This window comes from Phyllobacterium lublinensis, from assembly GCF_020164435.1.
Lineage (GTDB): Bacteria > Pseudomonadota > Alphaproteobacteria > Rhizobiales > Rhizobiaceae > Phyllobacterium > Phyllobacterium lublinensis.
In genome coordinates, this window is the sequence record NZ_JAIUDQ010000005.1 from 219,116 (window position 1) to 236,487 (window position 17,372).

Genomic DNA, 17,372 nt, shown 5'->3' on the forward strand with positions numbered 1-17,372 from the left:
TAATCTTATAAACAACTGCGATTTGCCTGCCTTCCATTCCTGACAAATCAAACGGCATTGGCGGCCCGAAGGCTCCTTGTCGAGCCTGGATTGCTGTTGCTGCTGGCGGGGGCAAAGACGCGGATTGCCTGCGCACGGATGCGAAAATGGGCCGGCGTCCAGGTTGTCAGGTCCCCGTCCGTATTGACCGCCCGCGGCTTGCTCGTCTTGACGATGACCTCGGTCGTGCGAAATGCGCGAACATCGTCCCATTGACCCTGCGTCCCCTTGCGCAGGCTGGGCAGAAGTGTGAGCAGCCGCCACCAGTGGTCAACTTCAAGACTGTAGAAGTCCAGCCGGCCATCGTCGGCCGTCGCCGTCTGCTCGACGGTCATGCCACCGCCATAATGCCGGCCATTGCCGACGGATACCTGCATCGTCCTGATCTCGTCCACCGAGCCGTCATGCTCGACATAGGCGGTAAACAGTCGCGAGCGGGCCAATAGCCGGGCCGCGACGATGGCATAGCCAAGCTTTCCCCAGCGCTTCTTGGCTTTCTCCGTCAATTCGCTGGCCAGTTCGGCGCTGAAGCCGATGCTGGCTACATTGAAGAAAAGGTGGCCGTTGACTTCGCCGAGATCAATGGGCTGCGGCGTACTTGAAAGGATCAATCTGGCTGCATCGAGCGGGTCGGCTGGAATGCCGATGGTGCGGGCAAAGTCATTGGCTGTGCCAAGCGGAAGCACCCCTAGCGGGAGGCCCGTATCGACCAGACCCGCCGCTGCCGCGTTCAGCGTGCCGTCACCACCGCCAACAATGACGAGATCACAGGCATCACGCTTGCGGGAGATGACATCCGACAGGGTTTCGCCGTCCGCAGGTGCCGCGTCGACAAGCATCAGGCCGCCGGATTGCAACATCTCGCGTACCGGTGCTATCGGCCTCCTGCCGCTACGGGCATTGGGATTGACGATAAAGAGCGCACGCCTGTTCAACCCAGCTTTCATCCTGTCTCACCTAGTGTGTCCAAAACGCTTCCGTCTGGCAGGTGGGCGCGTGATTGTGGCAATACAAGGAGCAACAACCATGCGTTCAATCATAGTACCATTCCGGATTGAGCAAATCCCTCGTCAATTCCAAGCAATCCGACCGATTTTCATGTAAAATCAAAAGGCTGAACGCTCTGCTGGGAGGCGGATATGGACGAAGCTGAAAAACAACAAGGTGGCGACAATGCGCCCGGTTGGTCGGCACCACCCTTCCCCGCCACCTCGGCCGAATATATCACCGTGCTGGCACATTATCACCGCGCGGAGGTGGGCCGCATGGCGGGCTGGCGCGACAGGATCGACCGGACCACCAATTGGGCAATCACGGGTGTTGCGGCCATGCTTTCGCTTTCATTGTCGACGCCGACGTCCCATCACGGCGTGCTGCTCTTTGCCATGATACTGGTGCAACTGCTCCTGCTGATCGAGGCGCGACGTTACCGGTTCTTCGACGTGTATCGAGGCAGGGTGCGCCGGCTGGAGAAGAACTACTTTGCACAGATCCTGGCGCCCCTGCCCGATCCTGGAAACGGCTGGGCGCGGCTGCTTGGCCAGGACTTGCGCAGGCCGCAATTCACAATCTCTGTAGCAGCAGCAATGTCACGGCGGCTGCGACGCAACTACTTCTGGATGTTCCTCATCCTGCTGCTGGCCTGGGTGCTGAAAATCTCGACTCCCAAACTGCAAGCTGGCGAGGTGCAGCGCGACGTGGCGCATTCGCTGCAGGAGATCGTTGCGAACGCCGCATTCGGACCGATACCCGGCTGGGCCATTTTATTGCTGGTCGTCGCCTTCTATGGCTGGCTCGCCTACGTCGCGCTCCTTATCGGTGACCCGGACAAGAAGGAGCACGGCGAGGTTCATGTTTGACGGCTTTTGCCCGTCAGATACCCATGGCAATAAGCGTGGAAAGCTCATTCATGAACGTCACGCAAAGCAAGCCCAGCGATGTCAGTATGGCTTCATTCCGGCCCACTCTGGGTGGCGGGCGCAACACCGCACCATGGCCGTTGCTACCATTGCTGCCATTGGTGCCGGATCCATATTTCTGCGAAAATACCACCGCTTCCGTGCGATTGGTCGCGTTGAGCTTTCGCATGATATGGGAGATGTGCACCTTGATCGTATTTTCGGACAGGTCCAGCTCGCTGGCTATGATCTTGTTGGGAAGACCGCGCCGCAAGGTGGCGAGGACCTGCCTTTCGCGCTCGGTGAACCCGATCATGGCAGTTTCCGGAGCATCCATCGCTTCATCTCCCCTGTTGCTGGCGGGCAGCGACAGCGGTCCGGGGGTTTCGGCCGACATCGAAGAACTCTCGCTGTCGTCGATATTTACGGAACGTGGATAGTAGGCGCCACCGGCCAGGATCAGGCGGATAGCTGCAAGGACGACTTCGACCGGCGCCGTGTTCGTCGTATAACCTTTGACGCCAAGCCTGGAAATTTCCGAAACGATCGCATCCGTTATCGACGCCTCATCGAGTTGCGTCAGCAGCATGAGCGCGGTTTCAGGCCGCAACTGATGTATATAGGCAAGATTGACCGCCACCCAGGCATCGGTCATGCAGCAGTTCTCAATATTGATGACCGCCAGATTGATATGTTTCTCGATTATTCCGACTAGTTCGTCCGATGTCGCAATGTCGTGGACGGCAACATCTGGTAACTCCCCCCGGAGAATACGGATCAGACAACTTCGCGACAAGGTTTGGCAATCGATGACGACAATGGAAATATGTTCGCTGGCAATGCTGTGCATTTCATTGAAGCCGTGCACTTCGGCAGCAAATGATACTGACATAGTTTCCCCCTACGCTTGACTACTCCTTACAGACTGCGAACTTTTGTGGATTTTTGTTTTTATTATAAGCAATTTGGCGGCGATAAGCTACTTGCAGTTGTGCCTCATGCGAAAAAGGCGATCGCGTGATCGAAGTCACGCCTAGACCAGCGTGAAATCAGCGTGCACGATCGTTTCCTGGTCGACATATGCCGTTTGCACCGCGTCGATATCCACGTCGACCTCACCATCCTTTCCGGTCACTCCAATGACCGCCGTCTCGTCGGCATCTACCGTCTGTACGACCTCGACACTTGTCTTAATGAGATAGCGCTCTTCCAGGTCATCCTCGATGTCAATCTGGACATGGACATCCTGATCGAGCTCGAGGTCCTGGTTCACCTCGATCGTCCCGCCGGGCGGTCCGTCCGTGATCTCGACATCGATCGAGGTGTCCTGCTCAACCTCGATCGCGTCACGCAGGTAGACCTCCACGTAAAGCACGCCGTCCTCATCGTAGATGTCGATATCGATCCAGATATCCTGATCGATGCGCATGTCCTGGTCGAGCAGGACCGAGAAATGTCCATCGCCGTCGATGGTAAAGGAAATGCCCACATCCTGATCGATCGTCAGGCTTTGATCGATGTGCAGGCGCGCCACCACTTCTCCAATATAGCCACTGACGAAGATGCTGGCGTCTTGGTCAACCACTGCAAGCTGCGTGACATTGATGGTGTGAGCATCGTCAAGCGTCGTGAGCGGCGTTACGGCCGCAGGGCTAGGGCCTTCCTCCATGGTCTGGCTTGCGGGTCCGGCCGGGCTGGCACCGCCACCCCCGTGGTGCTCTAGCTCTCCGGAACCGCCCCGGAAGGTGAAACTGACCGGATTGCCGGACAGGAAGCTCTGGTCGACCGGAATGGAGACCTCGTGAACGACCGTTGTTGCATTACCGCCGGGCATCTCCTGAATTTGCGTAGACACGGGAGCCTGGTCGTCATTCGGAAAAGCTGCTGGCTTGTCGTCGTCGTCTTCTTCCACCGACGGCAGATTGGTTGCCGGCTGCATCGGTTGCGGGATGGCATATTGTGGAACATTGGCCGCAGGCGCTGGATCGCCGTCAAATTCTGGCGTCGGCACCGGTATTTCATTGAGGTGCAGTTCGATCAGCGGCAGCAGATCGCGGGTGCCTTTGTCAGTAAAGAACATGCGAATGCTCCCCCCGTCCCAGCGCCGAAAGCCATATGATTTCCATCCTGATCAGACCGCCACCCATGCCCTAATCCTCACGAAACGCTCTATTGAAACTATCGAGAACAGGGCGAAGCATGTAATGGGCGACCGTGAATTCACCTGTCTTGATCATGACTTCTACCGGCATTCCCGGCATCATCTCCACCTCGGGAAGATTGCGCAGCGATGCCTCGTCGATGCGGACGCGGGCGGTGTAGTAGGCGCGCTCCGTTTCCTTGTCGACCAGGCTATCCGCAGAAACATAAGTGAGGACACCGTCTACCGGCGGCACGCGGCGATGTTTGTAGGAAAGGAGGCGAACGTGCGCTTCGAGGCCGGGCCGAACGAGATCAATGTCCTCCGGCTTGACGAGAGCACGGACGATAAGACGGTCCTGACGCGGCACGAGGTCGAGCAGCGGCTCACCCGCGGCGATGACACCGCCGGGGGTATGAATGCGCAGGTCGGTGATTGTTCCCGCCTCGGGCGCACGGACGACGGTGCGGTCCAGAATATCTGTCGCAGCCTGGATCCGTTCCCCCAGTTGGGAAATCAGCGCCTGCGTTTCGCGCAGGCTCTGGGCGACCTCGCTATTTTGATCGCTCTCCAGCTTGAAGATCATCGCCTGCGATTCTCCGATAGCCTGTTGCGCCCGCGAGATCTGCGCCTGCAGGTCGCCTACCCGGCCATCGATCTCGGCCTGTTCGCGCTTCAGCCGCAGCAGGCGCACTTTCGTTTGCAGACCCTTGGCAACCAAAGGCGCGACACCGGCGACCTCGTCCTTGATGATTGATGTCCGTTCCCGCGCGGCAGCGGCCTGAAATTCCAGGCCCGCAATTTCCTGTTCCGTTTGTGCCTTGCGCTGCTGAATGACATTGATCTGCGAGTTCTGGAGATTGCGGCGTGCGTCGAAGATCTTGATTTGACCCGCCATGATCTCGGCAAACCTGGGATCGTTCTCGGCGGCGGGGCCAGACTTGCGGGGGAACTGGATGGAGGCGCGGCCATCACGCTCGGCAAGCAGCCTTGCCTCCAATGCCTGGGCCTCCCACAATTGCATCTGGAGCGCCAACACGTTGGCCTGCGCCCGCATGTCGTCAAGACGGATCAGCGGCTGTCCAACTGAAACTTCATCGCCGTCATTCACCAGGATGCGCCCGATAATGCCACCTTCCAGGTGCTGGATGGTCTTGCGACTGGTTTCTGCCTCGACGGCTCCCCCCGCAATGGCCGCGCTCTCCAAAGGAGCATAGCTAGCCCAGGTACCGAACCCGACAACGAATACGGCAACGACTGCAAAAGCACTGAACGCGAGCAGCTTCAAGGTTTCGAACGGAGTTCCGCCTGGCTTTGCAACTGCTTTTGGTCGCCGCGGTCCTGCTCCTTGGCTATTTCCAATAGAACCAACCGAATAGAATGTGTTCTTCGGAAAATGATTGAGGCGATTGCTGGTCATGTCTGCAGGTGCCAGCGTGGCAAGCGCACGGTGGCGTCGCCCGTTTCCGAAACCGCCCAGCCACAAACGCAGATCGGTAGTCGTGATGGCCAGGCTGTGTTTCAAGGCGACGCAGGAACGCCGTACAATCGTACCGATGGCGGACATTGCAAATGCGATGGACCGGTACAAAGGATCAATAACGCTCAAGCGCAGCCCCCTTGTCACGCCTGCTGCGCTGTTCCAGAGGGCCGTACACGCCGCTTTCGCTGCCGCATGCACAGCGAGCCACGAACGTTTGGCGAGACGCTGCAGACGATAGATAGGGCGCATGCGGGGTTTGGCGGCAACGACAGCTATTTGGCGCACCATGGCGTTGGCGGTAGTGTTCATGGTGCATTCCCTCCAGATGTTGCGGCAATTTCCTGGGATTCCGAGGTCTTGCTCAGCCGCCGGACGCTCCTTGCAGCGGTGGTGATCCGCGGCCGACGGACCGGAATACTGGTCCGGCCGGTTCTGATCTTTTCTGCAATATCGCGGCGGTTCCCAAAGGCGTTGATAGTGCCATTGTCGAGGACGAGTACCTTGTCAGCCATATTGAGAATGCCGAGCCGCTGGGCGATCACGATGACCGTCGACCCCCGTTCCCGCATTTGCTGGATGGCCTGACGCAAAGCTTCTTCGCCATCGGCATCCAGGCTGGCATTGGGTTCATCGAGGACAATCAGGCGCGGATAGCCGAAGAATGCGCGAGCAAGGCCGAGCCGTTGCCGCATCCCGCCGGACAGCCGCAACCCGCCATCGCCGATATCCGTTTCGTAGGCCCTCGGCAGCCGCATGATCATGTCGTGCATTCCGACCATGGACGCCGCCGCGACAACATCGTCGGGATGAGCATCCTGCAGGCGGGAGATATTCTCCCGGACAGTGCCGCCGACGAGCTCGATATCCTGCGGAAGATAGCCGAAGTGCCGATGGCCACCGGAAGCGAGCCAGATTCCGACATCGGCACCATCCAGGCGGACGTGCCCGGCCGTCGGCGGCACCGTTCCGGCAATGAGTCGTCCCAGTGTCGACTTTCCGGCCCCCGATGCACCGACGACGCCGAGAACCTCGCCCGGATTGATAACGAAGGTGAGACGCCGGAGGGAGGGAGCTTCGGCTCCAACCGGCATAAATGTCAGGCGTTCGATCGACAGCTGTCCGTTGGGACGCGGCAGTTGCATCACCTTGCGGTGTTTTGGCGCCGCTGCCAGTATCTTTCTGAGGCGGTCATAGCTCAAGCGGGCGCTGGTCACCGCCTTCCACGTATTGATAGCGCCCTCGACCGGTCCCAGCGACCTGCCAAGGAGGATGGAGGTTGCAAAGATCGCGCCCGGGCTAATGTCATTTAGGATGACCAACCAGGCGGCAAAGGCCATGACAGTAACCTGCGCTAGCAGCCGGACAAAACGGGCGATCGCCTGAATCACTGTGCCGCGCCCGGCAGCTGCGAGTTGTGCTTCCTTTGCCCGGTTCTGATCGTCGTGCAACAGTCGGGCAACGCCAGGCAGCATGCCCATGGCGCTGATCACCTCCACATTGCGCATCAACTGCCCGAACCGGTGCTGGCTCTCGACCCATGCCGCGCTCGAGCGGGCAAACAGCTTGCGCGTGACTATTTCGTTGAGCAGTGCCAATGCGATCAGCACAATCGAGGCACCAAGACCGATCATACCGAGCAGAGGATGCACGAGAATCATCGCAAGGATGAAGATTGGTGTCCATGGAAGGTCGAACAGCGCCGTGCAGGCGTTGCCGGCGAAGAATGATCTGATGCTGCCGATGTCGCGCCAGGCCTGCGCTGCCGCTGCTGAATCGCTGCGTAGCGCCGACTGGACCGCGGCGACGAGCACGGGCGCCTGGAGGCGGTCGTCAAGCCATGAGCCGACCCTGTTCAGCATGGAGCGCCGCAAAGCATCGAGTACGGCGTTAACCGCCAGCGCCAGGATGACGATCATGGTCAGCATCGTCAGCGTGTCGAGACTGCGGCTCGACAGCACATGGTCGTAGATCTGGAGCAGGTAGAGGGGAACTGTAAGCGCCAGGAGGTTCACGAAAAAGCTGATCACGAAGACCAGCAGCAACGACGGTTTGCACAGGTCAAACGCCCGTTCCACTTCGGTCATTGAACGAGTTTTCATCCAAGAGAGAGCCATGGCGGAGTGTCCCCATTTGGGTTTGACATTTTGGAGCGCCTGCCCCGGCCTGGCTCCATGTCACCCTAGTTTGTCGAAACAGCATGTGGCAGCGCCCGGAAATCCGGGCGCTGCGATTCTGCGTTCAATCAAGCGATGTCGAAATCGAAGTCTATGTCGATATCGGCGTTCTGTTCGCCCCATTGATCCTGATCAACGTTGACTTCGACGTCCTGCTCCTGATCAACGTCCACGTCATTGTCGTTGGCCTGGTCAACTTCATTGTCCGTGTCGTTATCATTGTCAGCGTCGCCATCGGCGTCAGCATCTGCGTCTGCATCGGCATCTGCGTCGCTGTCATCGTCAGCATCGGCATCTGCATCCGCGTCGGCGTCTGCATCATTGTCCGTGTCAGCGTCCTGATCGGAATCGTTGTCGATATCCGAGTCATTGTCGTTATCGATACCGACGTCAGAGTCCTGATCGGTATCAACGTCGACGTCCTGGTCTTGACTTTGATCAAGGTCCTGATCGATATCAGCGACGATGTCTATGTCAAAATCATTGTCTTCAAAATCGTCCATATGCTTACACTCCCACATTAGAGAAAAGCCGCCCCATCGATCCCATTATCAGGAGCGGACCGACGGCCATTACGCTGATCCATGCGGCCCCAGCACACCCATCGATGCGACGAGCATGTCCGTTTGAAATGTGGGAAAATAGCTGCCAATTGGCATTCGACCGAACCGGCAATGCCCCTTGCCGCATGGCTTATCTAAATGGGTGAGGCCAACCGGAACTGGTGAATCTCTTTGGGTGATGGACAGGCATGCTTTTCGGCCGGTCAAATGCGTGAAAGCAAGCTGCCTGGCAGCTTGCTTTCTCATTGCCGGTTCAATGTTCAGGCTATTATTTCACTCAGATCAACAATGACATCGACATCACTATCGATGGTAGCAGCCTCATCAAGTTCGACACCAAGACGGGTGATGTCGTCCGCATCTTCCAATTCGACAATTCCGGCAACCAGCGTGGCGACAAGCGAAGCGATATCGACATCGACTTCTGCGTCCAGGTCATCACGGATTTCCACATCAACATCTATATTGTCATCGCTTTCCGTATCCTGGTTGATCGCCGCATCGATGCTGTCCTCATCATCATCGTCCACATCGACATCCAGATCACTTTCGATCTCAATATCGTCTTCTTCATCGATATCGATCTCAACAACGATGGTTCCGTCGGGGCCCCTGCTGACTTCGATATCGACGTCCAGACGATGATCGACCTCCGGGCGCTGATCGGCATCAACAGCTATCGCCTGCCCGCCTGAGCCGCCCGTGTCGTCGTTGACATCGACATCCTGGTCCAGCTCGTCATCCTGATCGACTTCCGTATCCAATCTGACATCCACGGGCTGCGAACCAATGATCAAGACATCCGTATCGATATCGTCGACGATTTCGGAGTCCTGTTCCAGATCGATCTGGAGATCCTCGAGCTCAGCATCGTCTTCGAATTCGTCTTGGTCTTCGTCCGCATCGTCGTCGACGTACAAGGTCTCGGCATCGACATCCGTGTCAAGGTCTTGATCGACTAAGGAATCATCCTCGCCATTTTCATCAGGGTCCATCGGGCGTCTCCATTGCATAGCCACCGGCTGGTCTCGGTCACTCAGGGTTCCATTTTTTGAAGGAGAAGCATAGACGCCAAGTCGGGCGATGGGTTTCGGCCCGAAAACGGATGCAGGAGTCCGAGGTGTTAGCTCAGCGGTAGGTGGAAATCGGCAAGTGCCCTTTGGTATGACCGGTTAAGCCTAATCCCTATGTGTGCAGCCCGTGCCGGGGTCTGTTCCGCTCCACAACAAAGCGCTCCCTCGGCGTTTCCGCCTCAGGTTTTCATCAGCGGAATCGTCAATTCCACCCTCAGCCCGCCCTTTACGTCATTTGCAAGCTTGATATCACCGCCGCTGCGCCTTGCAATATTGCGTGCGATCGTCAGGCCGAGACCGAACCCGCCGGTCTGGCGGTTGCGGGAGTTTTCGACCCTGCGGAATGGCTGAAACACTTCATCGAGCCTGTCTTGGGGAATTCCTGGCCCCTCATCCCTGATGACGAGCAGAATATCATGGCCGCTTTGGGCAAGGCTGACATGTGCTTTGCCGCCATAGGTCACTGCGTTATCGAGCAGGTTGGTAACACATCGCCGCAGCGCAATGGGGCGGCCGATACAAATGAGGCTACGTGGTGTCTGGCCGTTCTTGGCGAGGTCAACTTGCGGATAGTTGTCTGCAACCGAATCGACGAGTGACCAGAAATCGATCTTCTCAGGCTCCTCTTCCGCGATCTCATAGGTGGCAAAGTCGATCACCGACCGGGAAATGGCTTCGATGTCGGACAAATCCTGCATCAGGGACTGTCGCACCGGGGAATTGCGCAAGAGTTCGAGCCGCAATCGGAAGCGTGTCAACGGCGTTCGCAAGTCATGCGCCAGCGCTGCGGCGAGCTGTTCGCGATCTGCCACATACTCTCGCAAGCGTGTTTGCATGGCGTTGACCGCCCTCGCCGCCGATTTGTATTCACTGCTGCCGTGTTCGGGCAAGGGCGGGGATTTGACATCGTCCCCGATGCGCTTGACCGCCCGTTCCAGCGCCCGGTAGGGTGCGGTCAGCCGGCGCATCGCCCAGATCGACATCGCAATGATGACAGCGGCAACCGAGCCGAAAAGCGGCAACGTCTGAGCCGTGAAAACAGGATTGACGGGTGCCAGCGGCGTCACCAGGTTCAGCCATTGGCCGTCATTGAACCTGATCGAAGCAGCCAGACCGTCACTTTGACTGAAATCCTCCGCCAGATTGGACAATTGACGCTCGATGACGCCCGCATCGGGATCTGCCGCGTCAGCGTCGCCGCCGCCGCGGTTATTTGTCCGGGCGGAAACCCGGCTTATACGCGCGTCTGTTACGCCGAACTCCGATAGGCGCGCCACCAGAACGTCCTCAAGTTCCGCAAGACTGTCGTCAGCGGCGATGGGCGTCGTGACCGCGGGTTCATCAGTAACCGAGATGGGGCTGGCACTATTCGACAGGGCAGTTGCAAGGCGCCGTCGCTCTGGTTCAGGTGCCGCATAGAGCACCTTGGCGAGCGTGTAGGCACGTTCGCTCAACCGGAACAGTTCGAGCATGTTGTTGTTTTCCGCGCGATCGCGCGAGACGATGGAAAGCGTCGCGATCTGCATGGTCAGGAGACCGGAGATCAGAATGAGTAAAATCCAGCTCGGCAGGGATTGGGGTAGAAACCGTTTCATCCCGTGATGACTTCAGGGACGAACTGATAGCCCCCGCCGCGTATGGTGAGGATCAGTTTCGGCGACCGGGAATCGTCCTCCATCTTGCGACGAAGGCGGCTGATGAGAATATCGATACTGCGATCATATCCGTAAGCCGAACTGCTGCCTGCCAACTCCTGCAGTTGGTCCCGGCTCAGCATCCGCTGCCCGCTCTTGACCAAAGTTTCCAGGAGATTGAACTCGGCGGTCGTCAATTCAACGCGAACCGCGTCGGGAGAAACCAGTCTTCGCCGTGCGCAATCCATGGTCCAGCCGGAAAACTTGTAAATCTGCGGCTGCAGCCGTTTGTCCTGCCCCGATGGATCGATGCGGCGCAGCACCGCCTTTATTCGCGCCAACAGCTCCCTCGGGTCGAACGGTTTGGAAATGTAATCGTCGGCGCCCATCTCAAGCCCGACGACGCGGTCAGTTGTCTCCGTGATGGCCGTCAGCATGATAATCGGGATGCGGGAATATGCCCGGATATCCCGGCAAATCTCCATGCCGCTCTTGCCCGGCAACATCACATCCAGGATCAAAAGGTCAATCGGCGTCCGGGACAGAACGCCCTGCATTTCCTCGTTGTCTCGCGCCACCGAAACATGCAGCCCCCGCTTCTTCAGGAATTCGTGCAAAAGATTGCGGATGGCCTCGTCGTCGTCGACAATGAGAATATGGGCTTCGGATTTCATGCTTGTTTCCTGGCGCAACCTTGATGCGTGGTTCCCACGCGCAATGCAACGCCCTGTTGTTACACGCGATCCCGCGTCGAAAGCCACGCACATTTTCGGGATCATGGCGCCAGAAACAATCCAGAAACAAAATACCACGAGCCAGAAAGACTGACGCAACAGTCATGTCCGATAAAGACCCCGTCAACGCAGTTTGGCTGGCTGAAACGGGATTCCTTCGTGAGCAAAATGGCACTTCGAGCGAACATTTCCGGCATTTCGAGGATCGTCCTGGTTGCTGTGGGGATCATCACCGCATCGATCAACCAGTCGCTAGCGATTGAACCCATACCGACGCGCACGGAATTGTGCGGCAAACTTCAGCTACAGACCCAACACGCAATCTCTGAACACGCCGAGGCAAAACGGGCGGCCAAGGCGAAAGCACTTCAAAAGCAGGCAACACAGTTCTGCGCGGCCAACAAACAGGCGCAGGGCATACGAGCATATGCCCAGGCATTGAAGCTGCTTGGCGTGCAGCCGATCACCGAGTGATCGATTGCATCCCCCAATGCCCACAACAAGGAAAGCACAACCATGAAAAAGTCTCTCTCCACAGCACTCGGCCTCGCCGTTGCCCTGGCTGTATCTGCCCCGGCTCTGATCTCGGTCGCAAGTGCAGCTCCCGCTACAACGGCCGCTGCTCCCACGACAACGGTCAAGAAGGTTGTAGCACCCAAGCACCATATGAAGCAGGTCCACAAGACAGTCACCAAGAAGGTGGTAAAGAAGCCTGCAGCCGAATAGAACTTTCAATCAACAGTAACTTGGCGTTGTACTATACCGGTCGCGGCGATCCTCGGCCGGTATAGCATTTTTGATAACGCCCAGGCCTCGTTTTCCATGATAGCAAGTTCCGTTACCCAAACAGCGCCTGGCGTCGTACCATTGGCATGGTGATTCTCCTGCCAAGCATGGATTGAGGAATCCGGGGCCGGCGAAACATCATAGCGAAACCGGTTTATGGAGAATCGACTATGGGTGGAGAAAGTCTTCTTATCTTTCTGTTGGTGGGTCTGATTGCGGGTTGGCTTGCCAGCCAGCTCGTTCGCGGTGGCGGGTTCGGCCTGGTGGGTGATCTGATTGTTGGTGTCATCGGCGCCTTTATTGCCGGTTTCCTCTTCCCAAGACTCGGCATTTCCCTTGGCAGCGGCATTCTTGGCGCGATCATATCCGCAACGATCGGCGCGGTAATCCTCCTCTTTATCCTTCGCGCCATCAAACGCGCCTGAGCTTACCGTCAACGCATGAAACAGCCTCCGCACCAGTCAAGTGCGGAGGCTTTTCAGTTTGATGGTGACATCCCGAATGTCAGGTGTGGCTGAGTTCCGGTTCAGCACCTGCATCCGGAGCGGGCCTTTGCCCGGTTTCGGCCAGTATGTCCTTCTTGGAAATGAACGTATAGAACATCGGCACGACGAAGAGCGTGAAGATCGTACCGACGAGAATGCCAGAGAAGATCACAAGGCCAATCGAATAACGCGCCGCCGCACCGGCACCTGACGCTGTGATCAACGGAATAACGCCAAGCGCCATGGCTGCCGTTGTCATCAGGATTGGCCGCAGCCGGGTCTTCGCCGCCAGAATGATGGCATCATGTCGCGAAATGCCATGCAATTCACGCTGCTGGTTGGCAAATTCCACCATCAGGATGCCGTGTTTCGTGATCAGTCCGACCAGGGTGATCAATCCCACCTGCGTGTAGATGTTGAGGGTACCGAGCCCGAGATTGAGCGGCACAATCGCACCAAAGATCGACAGTGGCACCGACATCATAATGATGAACGGATCGCGGAAGCTCTCGAACTGGGCGGCCAGAACCAGATAGATCACGACCACGGCCAACAGGAAGGCAATCAGAATGGTGCTGCCCTGTTCGATTTCGAGGCGTGACTGACCCGCATAGTCCATGAAGAAGCCATCTGGCATCAACGGACGCGCCGTGTCGATAACGGTCTGGAGACCTTGCCCCGTTGTGACACCTGGCATCGGCAGCGCAGAAATTGTCGCCGAGTTCAGCTGGTTGAACTGCTCGATGGCAGCAGGTGAGGCATTTTCCGTGATCTTTATGACCGCCGTAAGCGGAACCATCTCACCGGATGCACTCTTGACGAAATACTGACCCAGCTTTTCCGGATTGGACCGGAAGTCCTGCGGCACCTGAGGGATGATGTCGTAGCTGTTCGAATCCCGATCGAATTTCGAGATCTTGCCGCCACCAACCAGCAGTCCCAGGGTCTGGCCGATATCACTCACTGGCACGCCCAATGCCGAGGCCCGGTCGCGATCGATCGTAATCGTGACCTGAGGTGCATTAAACGACAGTGAATTCTGCACAATGATGAATTGGCCGGAAGCCTGAGCCTTGTTCTTGATCTCCTCGGCAACCTCGAACACCTTGTCTGCTGGTCCCGTCGACTGAATGACGACCGAGATCGGCAGGCCGCCGCCGGTGCCGGGCAAATCAGGCGGCGCAAAGATGAACGCTTCCGCACCGGCAATCGGGCTGATCATGCCCTGGAGCTCTTCCTTTAGCTGTGCCTGCGACTTCGTGCGCTCAGACCAATCCTTGAATACCCAGATGGCAAAGGCCGAGTTCGTCGTGCCAAAGCCAAGGATGTTGAAGCGGGTTTTCAGCTCCGGCAAATCCTTGGTCAGGGCGTCGATCTGGTCCGCATAAAGCTTCGTATATTGCGAAGTGGCATATTGCGGGCCGTTCACAATGGCGAACAGTGCACCGGAATCTTCCTCAGGCGCGAGTTCCGACGACGTCTTGGTAAAGAGGAAGCCAGTCAGCGCGACCAGCGCCACGACGATGAACAATGTCACGAAGCGGAAGTTCAGTGAGCCGGCAACCCGCCGCTCATAAGCGCCTTCGAGCCAGCCAAAGCTCTTGTCCACGATCCGCTGGAATCTGCTGTGTCCACCTGCACGCAACAGGAGCGCGCACATCATCGGCGAGACGGTCAGTGCCGCCACACCGGAGATGATGACGGCGCCCGCTAGAGTGAATGCAAACTCGCGGAAAAGAGAGCCCGTGAGACCACCGGTGAATCCGAGCGGCGCGAACACTGCCGCCAGGGTGATCGTCATCGCAATGATAGGCCCCGTGATTTCTCTCATGCCCTTCAGCGCGGCATCGAGCGGTCGGAGCCCTTCCTCGATGTGCCGATGGATGTTTTCAAGCACCACAATCGCGTCGTCGACCACGAGACCAATAGCCAGAACCATCGCCAGCAGCGAAAGCAGGTTGATCGAATAGCCGAGCAGGAACAGGAAGAAGCACACGCCGACGAGTGAAATCGGGATGGTGACGACCGGAATGATGACCGAGCGGAAGGAACCGAGGAACAGCAGGATCACCAGCACGACGATGAGGATGGCTTCGCCGATCGTCTTGAACACTTCTTCAATGGACGAACTGATCTGCTCGGTCGCATCATAGACCATGTATAGCTTCATGTCCTCGGGCAGCGTTGCCTGAATCAACGGCAGTTCCTTGCGGACGGCGGCCGTCATGTCGATGGGGTTGGCGGCAGGCGTCGGGAAAATACCCAGGAATGTTCCCCCCGCTCCATTGAACGTGACGATCGTATCCTTGCTGACGGCGCCTAGTTCTACCCGAGCGACGTCACGCAGGCGGATGATACTGTCACCGTCGGACTTGATCGGCATCGCACCAAAGGCCTCGGGCGTCTGCAACGTCGTCTTCAGCGTGATCGGCGAGGCCGTGTAGAGATTCTCCACCTTGCCCGGCGCAGACAGAAAATTCGACTGATTGATGGCAGCCAGGACTTCCGAGGCGGTCGTCTTGCGAGCGGCAAGCTTGATGGGGTCGATCCACACACGCATGGAGAAGACCTGTCCACCGAGGATCTGCGCATCCGCCACGCCTTCAATTGTCGACATGCGCGGCTGGATGACGCGTTCCAGATACTCGGTGAGCTGCTCGCTGGTCATATGCGGGTTTTGTACCGCGAGGTACATCGTCGCAAAGTCCTGGCCGGTGCCCTTGGTGATGACCGGGTCGTCAGCTTCCTCCGGCAGGTCGCCGCGGACCTGATTGACCTTGGATATCACCTCCGTCAACGCAGCATCCGGATTGGCACCAAGCTTCATCTGCACCGTTACGGTGCTGGATGATGGCGCCGAGGACGATGTCACGTAGTCAATGTTTTCCGTTGTGGTCACGGCCTTGGCGATGGGCGCCGAAATGAAGCCCTGCATCAGATCGGCGCTCGCACCCGCATAGGCAGTCTTGATCGTGATGACCGTTTCTTCCACCTTGGGATATTGGCGCACGGCGAGATTCACCAGGCCCTGCGCGCCAAGAAGAATGATCATCAAGGCAACGACGGTCGACAGGACCGGTCGGCGAATAAAAATCTCCGAGAAGTTCATTTCTTTGCCAGTCCTGCGTCTGTTTTCGTTGCGGGATTTACGTCATTGGTGATCTTGACTGCCGCGCCGGGGCTCAGACGGTTCTGGCCGGCGGTGACAACGATGTCGCCCTTCTTGATGCCCTTGGTTATTTCGACCAACAGTCCCGAGCGGCGCCCTGGCGTGACGAAGACCTGGACCGCGACAAGCTTCTCCTCTGGAGCGGCCTCCGCTGGCTTGGACGCATCGGGCGGGGTTGCGGAGTTGGCTGCGTTTGCGGTTCCGGCCGCCGGGGCTCCTGCCGGATTTGGCGCATCGGCCTTCTTTTCCGCAGGACGAACCACATAGATGTAGTCGCCATAGAGGCTCGAAACGAGCGCGGTTTGCGGCAGCGTGTAGACCTCATCTTCCTTCGGAAGGGTGACGCGGACCTGGGCGAACTGACCGGGCCGCAGCTTGCCGTCCGGATTGTCCACCTTCGCACGAACCGAAATCAACCGCGTTGCCGGATCGATCCTCGGTTCAATAGCCGTGATCTCGCCCGTAAAACTGATGTCGCTGTCCGTAAGCCCAAGCTTGATCGGCTGACCGATCCTGACTTCGCTCAAGGTCTGTTCGGGAATGGTGAAGTCGACACGCATCGTGTCGAGATCCTGCAGCGTGACCACTACCGTACCCGGCGACAGATACTGACCGAGCTCGATGCGCGGAATACCGACAGTACCCTTGAATGGCGCCTTGAGCAGTTTCTGATCCATGACGGCCTGCAGTTTGGCGATCTCGGCCTTCTTGGCCAAGGATGCTGCCTCGGCCTCGTCGACATTGGAGACTGCACCGACGCCGCGGGTGCTCAGGGTGCGTGCGCGTGCCAATGTCTGGTCCATCAGGACGTCCTGCGCCTTGGCAGCCACGATGTCTGCCTTTTCGATTGCATCATCGAGTTGCAGCAAGGGAGCGCCCTGTTCAACTTCCTGATTGGACGCAAACGGAATTTCCTTGACGATGCCAGCAACTTCAACGGCCAATTCAACGCCCTGAATGGCGCTGACCGTACCAATTGCCTCGATCTCGGGGGTCCAGGAGCTTGGCTCGACGGTGTAAGTCGAAACTGGCGCGGCCGGTTGCTGCATATTGGCAAAGAAATCCTGGATTGCCTTATCCCGGAACAGGTTGAAGCCAACCAATCCGACGCCGATGAGGATGACAAACACGAGAGCGATAACGGGGACGAGATAGCGCTTTATCATCGGGAAACTACTCCGGAACAAAACAATG

Annotated in this window: 15 protein-coding genes; 5 read left to right on the forward strand and 10 right to left on the reverse strand. The window is 57.8% G+C overall.

Translation table 11 applies throughout. The features are described from left to right. Nucleotides 1–47 precede the first annotated feature (47 nt). Nucleotides 48–986, reverse strand: a complete 939-nt coding sequence (locus K9U38_RS09060; protein ID WP_224494014.1) for a lipid kinase — start codon at nucleotides 984–986, stop codon at nucleotides 48–50. A 192-nt stretch (nucleotides 987–1,178) separates the two neighbouring features. Between K9U38_RS09060 and K9U38_RS09065 the strand changes: the two genes are divergently transcribed. Further along, the gene (locus K9U38_RS09065; protein WP_224494015.1) at nucleotides 1,179–1,898 is read left to right on the forward strand and encodes a DUF2270 domain-containing protein; all 720 of its coding nucleotides are present in this window, start codon (nucleotides 1,179–1,181) and stop codon (nucleotides 1,896–1,898) included. Between the two features lie 13 nt (nucleotides 1,899–1,911). Here K9U38_RS09065 and K9U38_RS09070 read toward each other — a convergent pair whose 3' ends face one another. From K9U38_RS09070 to K9U38_RS09085, 4 genes are all read right to left on the reverse strand, one after another. Continuing rightward, nucleotides 1,912–2,829 carry a helix-turn-helix transcriptional regulator gene (locus tag K9U38_RS09070; RefSeq protein ID WP_224494016.1) on the reverse strand — a complete coding sequence of 306 codons (918 nt, stop codon included), beginning with the start codon at nucleotides 2,827–2,829 and terminating at the stop codon, nucleotides 1,912–1,914. Between the two features lie 141 nt (nucleotides 2,830–2,970). After that, nucleotides 2,971–4,017 carry a hypothetical protein gene (locus K9U38_RS09075; protein WP_224494017.1) on the reverse strand — a complete coding sequence of 349 codons (1,047 nt, stop codon included), beginning with the start codon at nucleotides 4,015–4,017 and terminating at the stop codon, nucleotides 2,971–2,973. A 70-nt stretch (nucleotides 4,018–4,087) separates the two neighbouring features. After that, nucleotides 4,088–5,869, reverse strand: a complete 1,782-nt coding sequence (locus K9U38_RS09080) for an HlyD family type I secretion periplasmic adaptor subunit (RefSeq protein ID WP_224494018.1) — start codon at nucleotides 5,867–5,869, stop codon at nucleotides 4,088–4,090. Then, a complete protein-coding gene (locus K9U38_RS09085; RefSeq protein ID WP_224494019.1) occupies nucleotides 5,866–7,644 on the reverse strand; it encodes a type I secretion system permease/ATPase in 1,779 nt (592 codons plus the stop codon). The genes K9U38_RS09080 and K9U38_RS09085 overlap by 4 nt, the downstream gene beginning before the upstream one ends. A gap of 113 nt (nucleotides 7,645–7,757) precedes the next feature. On the opposite strand from K9U38_RS09085, the gene K9U38_RS09090 reads away from it, so the two are divergent. Further along, nucleotides 7,758–8,258, forward strand: coding sequence for a hypothetical protein (locus tag K9U38_RS09090; protein ID WP_224494020.1), 501 nt, complete (start codon nucleotides 7,758–7,760; stop codon nucleotides 8,256–8,258). 299 nt (nucleotides 8,259–8,557) lie between these two features. Here the strand turns inward: K9U38_RS09090 and K9U38_RS09095 are convergent, their stop codons facing one another. The 3 genes from K9U38_RS09095 to K9U38_RS09105 form a co-directional block, all read right to left on the reverse strand. Continuing rightward, nucleotides 8,558–9,292 (reverse strand): MSCRAMM family adhesin SdrC, encoded by a 735-nt coding sequence (locus tag K9U38_RS09095; protein WP_224494021.1) that lies wholly within the window; start codon nucleotides 9,290–9,292, stop codon nucleotides 8,558–8,560. A gap of 257 nt (nucleotides 9,293–9,549) precedes the next feature. Next, the gene (locus K9U38_RS09100; RefSeq protein WP_224494022.1) at nucleotides 9,550–10,965 is read right to left on the reverse strand and encodes an ATP-binding protein; all 1,416 of its coding nucleotides are present in this window, start codon (nucleotides 10,963–10,965) and stop codon (nucleotides 9,550–9,552) included. Then, on the reverse strand, nucleotides 10,962–11,678 hold the full coding sequence (locus K9U38_RS09105; protein ID WP_224494023.1) for a response regulator: 717 nt from the start codon (nucleotides 11,676–11,678) through the stop codon (nucleotides 10,962–10,964). Before K9U38_RS09105 ends, K9U38_RS09100 begins: the two co-directional genes overlap by 4 nt. Nucleotides 11,679–11,906: 228 nt before the next feature. Between K9U38_RS09105 and K9U38_RS09110 the strand changes: the two genes are divergently transcribed. The 3 genes from K9U38_RS09110 to K9U38_RS09120 all read left to right on the forward strand — a co-directional run bounded on the left by K9U38_RS09110 (nucleotide 11,907) and on the right by K9U38_RS09120 (nucleotide 12,949). After that, nucleotides 11,907–12,212, forward strand: coding sequence for a hypothetical protein (locus tag K9U38_RS09110; RefSeq protein WP_224494094.1), 306 nt, complete (start codon nucleotides 11,907–11,909; stop codon nucleotides 12,210–12,212). Between the two features lie 42 nt (nucleotides 12,213–12,254). Further along, nucleotides 12,255–12,464 (forward strand): hypothetical protein, encoded by a 210-nt coding sequence (locus tag K9U38_RS09115; RefSeq protein WP_224494024.1) that lies wholly within the window; start codon nucleotides 12,255–12,257, stop codon nucleotides 12,462–12,464. 230 nt (nucleotides 12,465–12,694) lie between these two features. Beyond that, nucleotides 12,695–12,949: a GlsB/YeaQ/YmgE family stress response membrane protein gene (locus tag K9U38_RS09120; protein ID WP_224494025.1), complete on the forward strand. Its 255-nt coding sequence runs from the start codon at nucleotides 12,695–12,697 to the stop codon at nucleotides 12,947–12,949. Between the two features lie 79 nt (nucleotides 12,950–13,028). Here the strand turns inward: K9U38_RS09120 and K9U38_RS09125 are convergent, their stop codons facing one another. Both K9U38_RS09125 and K9U38_RS09130 read right to left on the reverse strand, forming a co-directional pair. Beyond that, a complete protein-coding gene (locus K9U38_RS09125) occupies nucleotides 13,029–16,118 on the reverse strand; it encodes an efflux RND transporter permease subunit (RefSeq protein WP_224494026.1) in 3,090 nt (1,029 codons plus the stop codon). Then, on the reverse strand, nucleotides 16,115–17,344 hold the full coding sequence (locus tag K9U38_RS09130) for an efflux RND transporter periplasmic adaptor subunit (RefSeq protein WP_224494027.1): 1,230 nt from the start codon (nucleotides 17,342–17,344) through the stop codon (nucleotides 16,115–16,117). Before K9U38_RS09130 ends, K9U38_RS09125 begins: the two co-directional genes overlap by 4 nt. Nucleotides 17,345–17,372 lie beyond the last annotated feature (28 nt).

Coding starts and splice junctions, on each gene's coding strand:
- K9U38_RS09110 (WP_224494094.1), top strand. CDS start 11,907: ATGGCACTTCGAGCGAACATTTCCGGCATTTCGAGGATCGTCCTGGTT.
- K9U38_RS09105 (WP_224494023.1), bottom strand. CDS start 11,678: ATGAAATCCGAAGCCCATATTCTCATTGTCGACGACGACGAGGCCATC.
- K9U38_RS09090 (WP_224494020.1), top strand. CDS start 7,758: ATGTGGCAGCGCCCGGAAATCCGGGCGCTGCGATTCTGCGTTCAATCA.
- K9U38_RS09060 (WP_224494014.1), bottom strand. CDS start 986: ATGAAAGCTGGGTTGAACAGGCGTGCGCTCTTTATCGTCAATCCCAAT.
- K9U38_RS09075 (WP_224494017.1), bottom strand. CDS start 4,017: ATGTTCTTTACTGACAAAGGCACCCGCGATCTGCTGCCGCTGATCGAA.
- K9U38_RS09095 (WP_224494021.1), bottom strand. CDS start 9,292: ATGGACCCTGATGAAAATGGCGAGGATGATTCCTTAGTCGATCAAGAC.
- K9U38_RS09115 (WP_224494024.1), top strand. CDS start 12,255: ATGAAAAAGTCTCTCTCCACAGCACTCGGCCTCGCCGTTGCCCTGGCT.
- K9U38_RS09130 (WP_224494027.1), bottom strand. CDS start 17,344: ATGATAAAGCGCTATCTCGTCCCCGTTATCGCTCTCGTGTTTGTCATC.
- K9U38_RS09080 (WP_224494018.1), bottom strand. CDS start 5,869: ATGAACACTACCGCCAACGCCATGGTGCGCCAAATAGCTGTCGTTGCC.
- K9U38_RS09070 (WP_224494016.1), bottom strand. CDS start 2,829: ATGTCAGTATCATTTGCTGCCGAAGTGCACGGCTTCAATGAAATGCAC.
- K9U38_RS09100 (WP_224494022.1), bottom strand. CDS start 10,965: ATGAAACGGTTTCTACCCCAATCCCTGCCGAGCTGGATTTTACTCATT.
- K9U38_RS09085 (WP_224494019.1), bottom strand. CDS start 7,644: ATGACCGAAGTGGAACGGGCGTTTGACCTGTGCAAACCGTCGTTGCTG.
- K9U38_RS09125 (WP_224494026.1), bottom strand. CDS start 16,118: ATGAACTTCTCGGAGATTTTTATTCGCCGACCGGTCCTGTCGACCGTC.
- K9U38_RS09065 (WP_224494015.1), top strand. CDS start 1,179: ATGGACGAAGCTGAAAAACAACAAGGTGGCGACAATGCGCCCGGTTGG.
- K9U38_RS09120 (WP_224494025.1), top strand. CDS start 12,695: ATGGGTGGAGAAAGTCTTCTTATCTTTCTGTTGGTGGGTCTGATTGCG.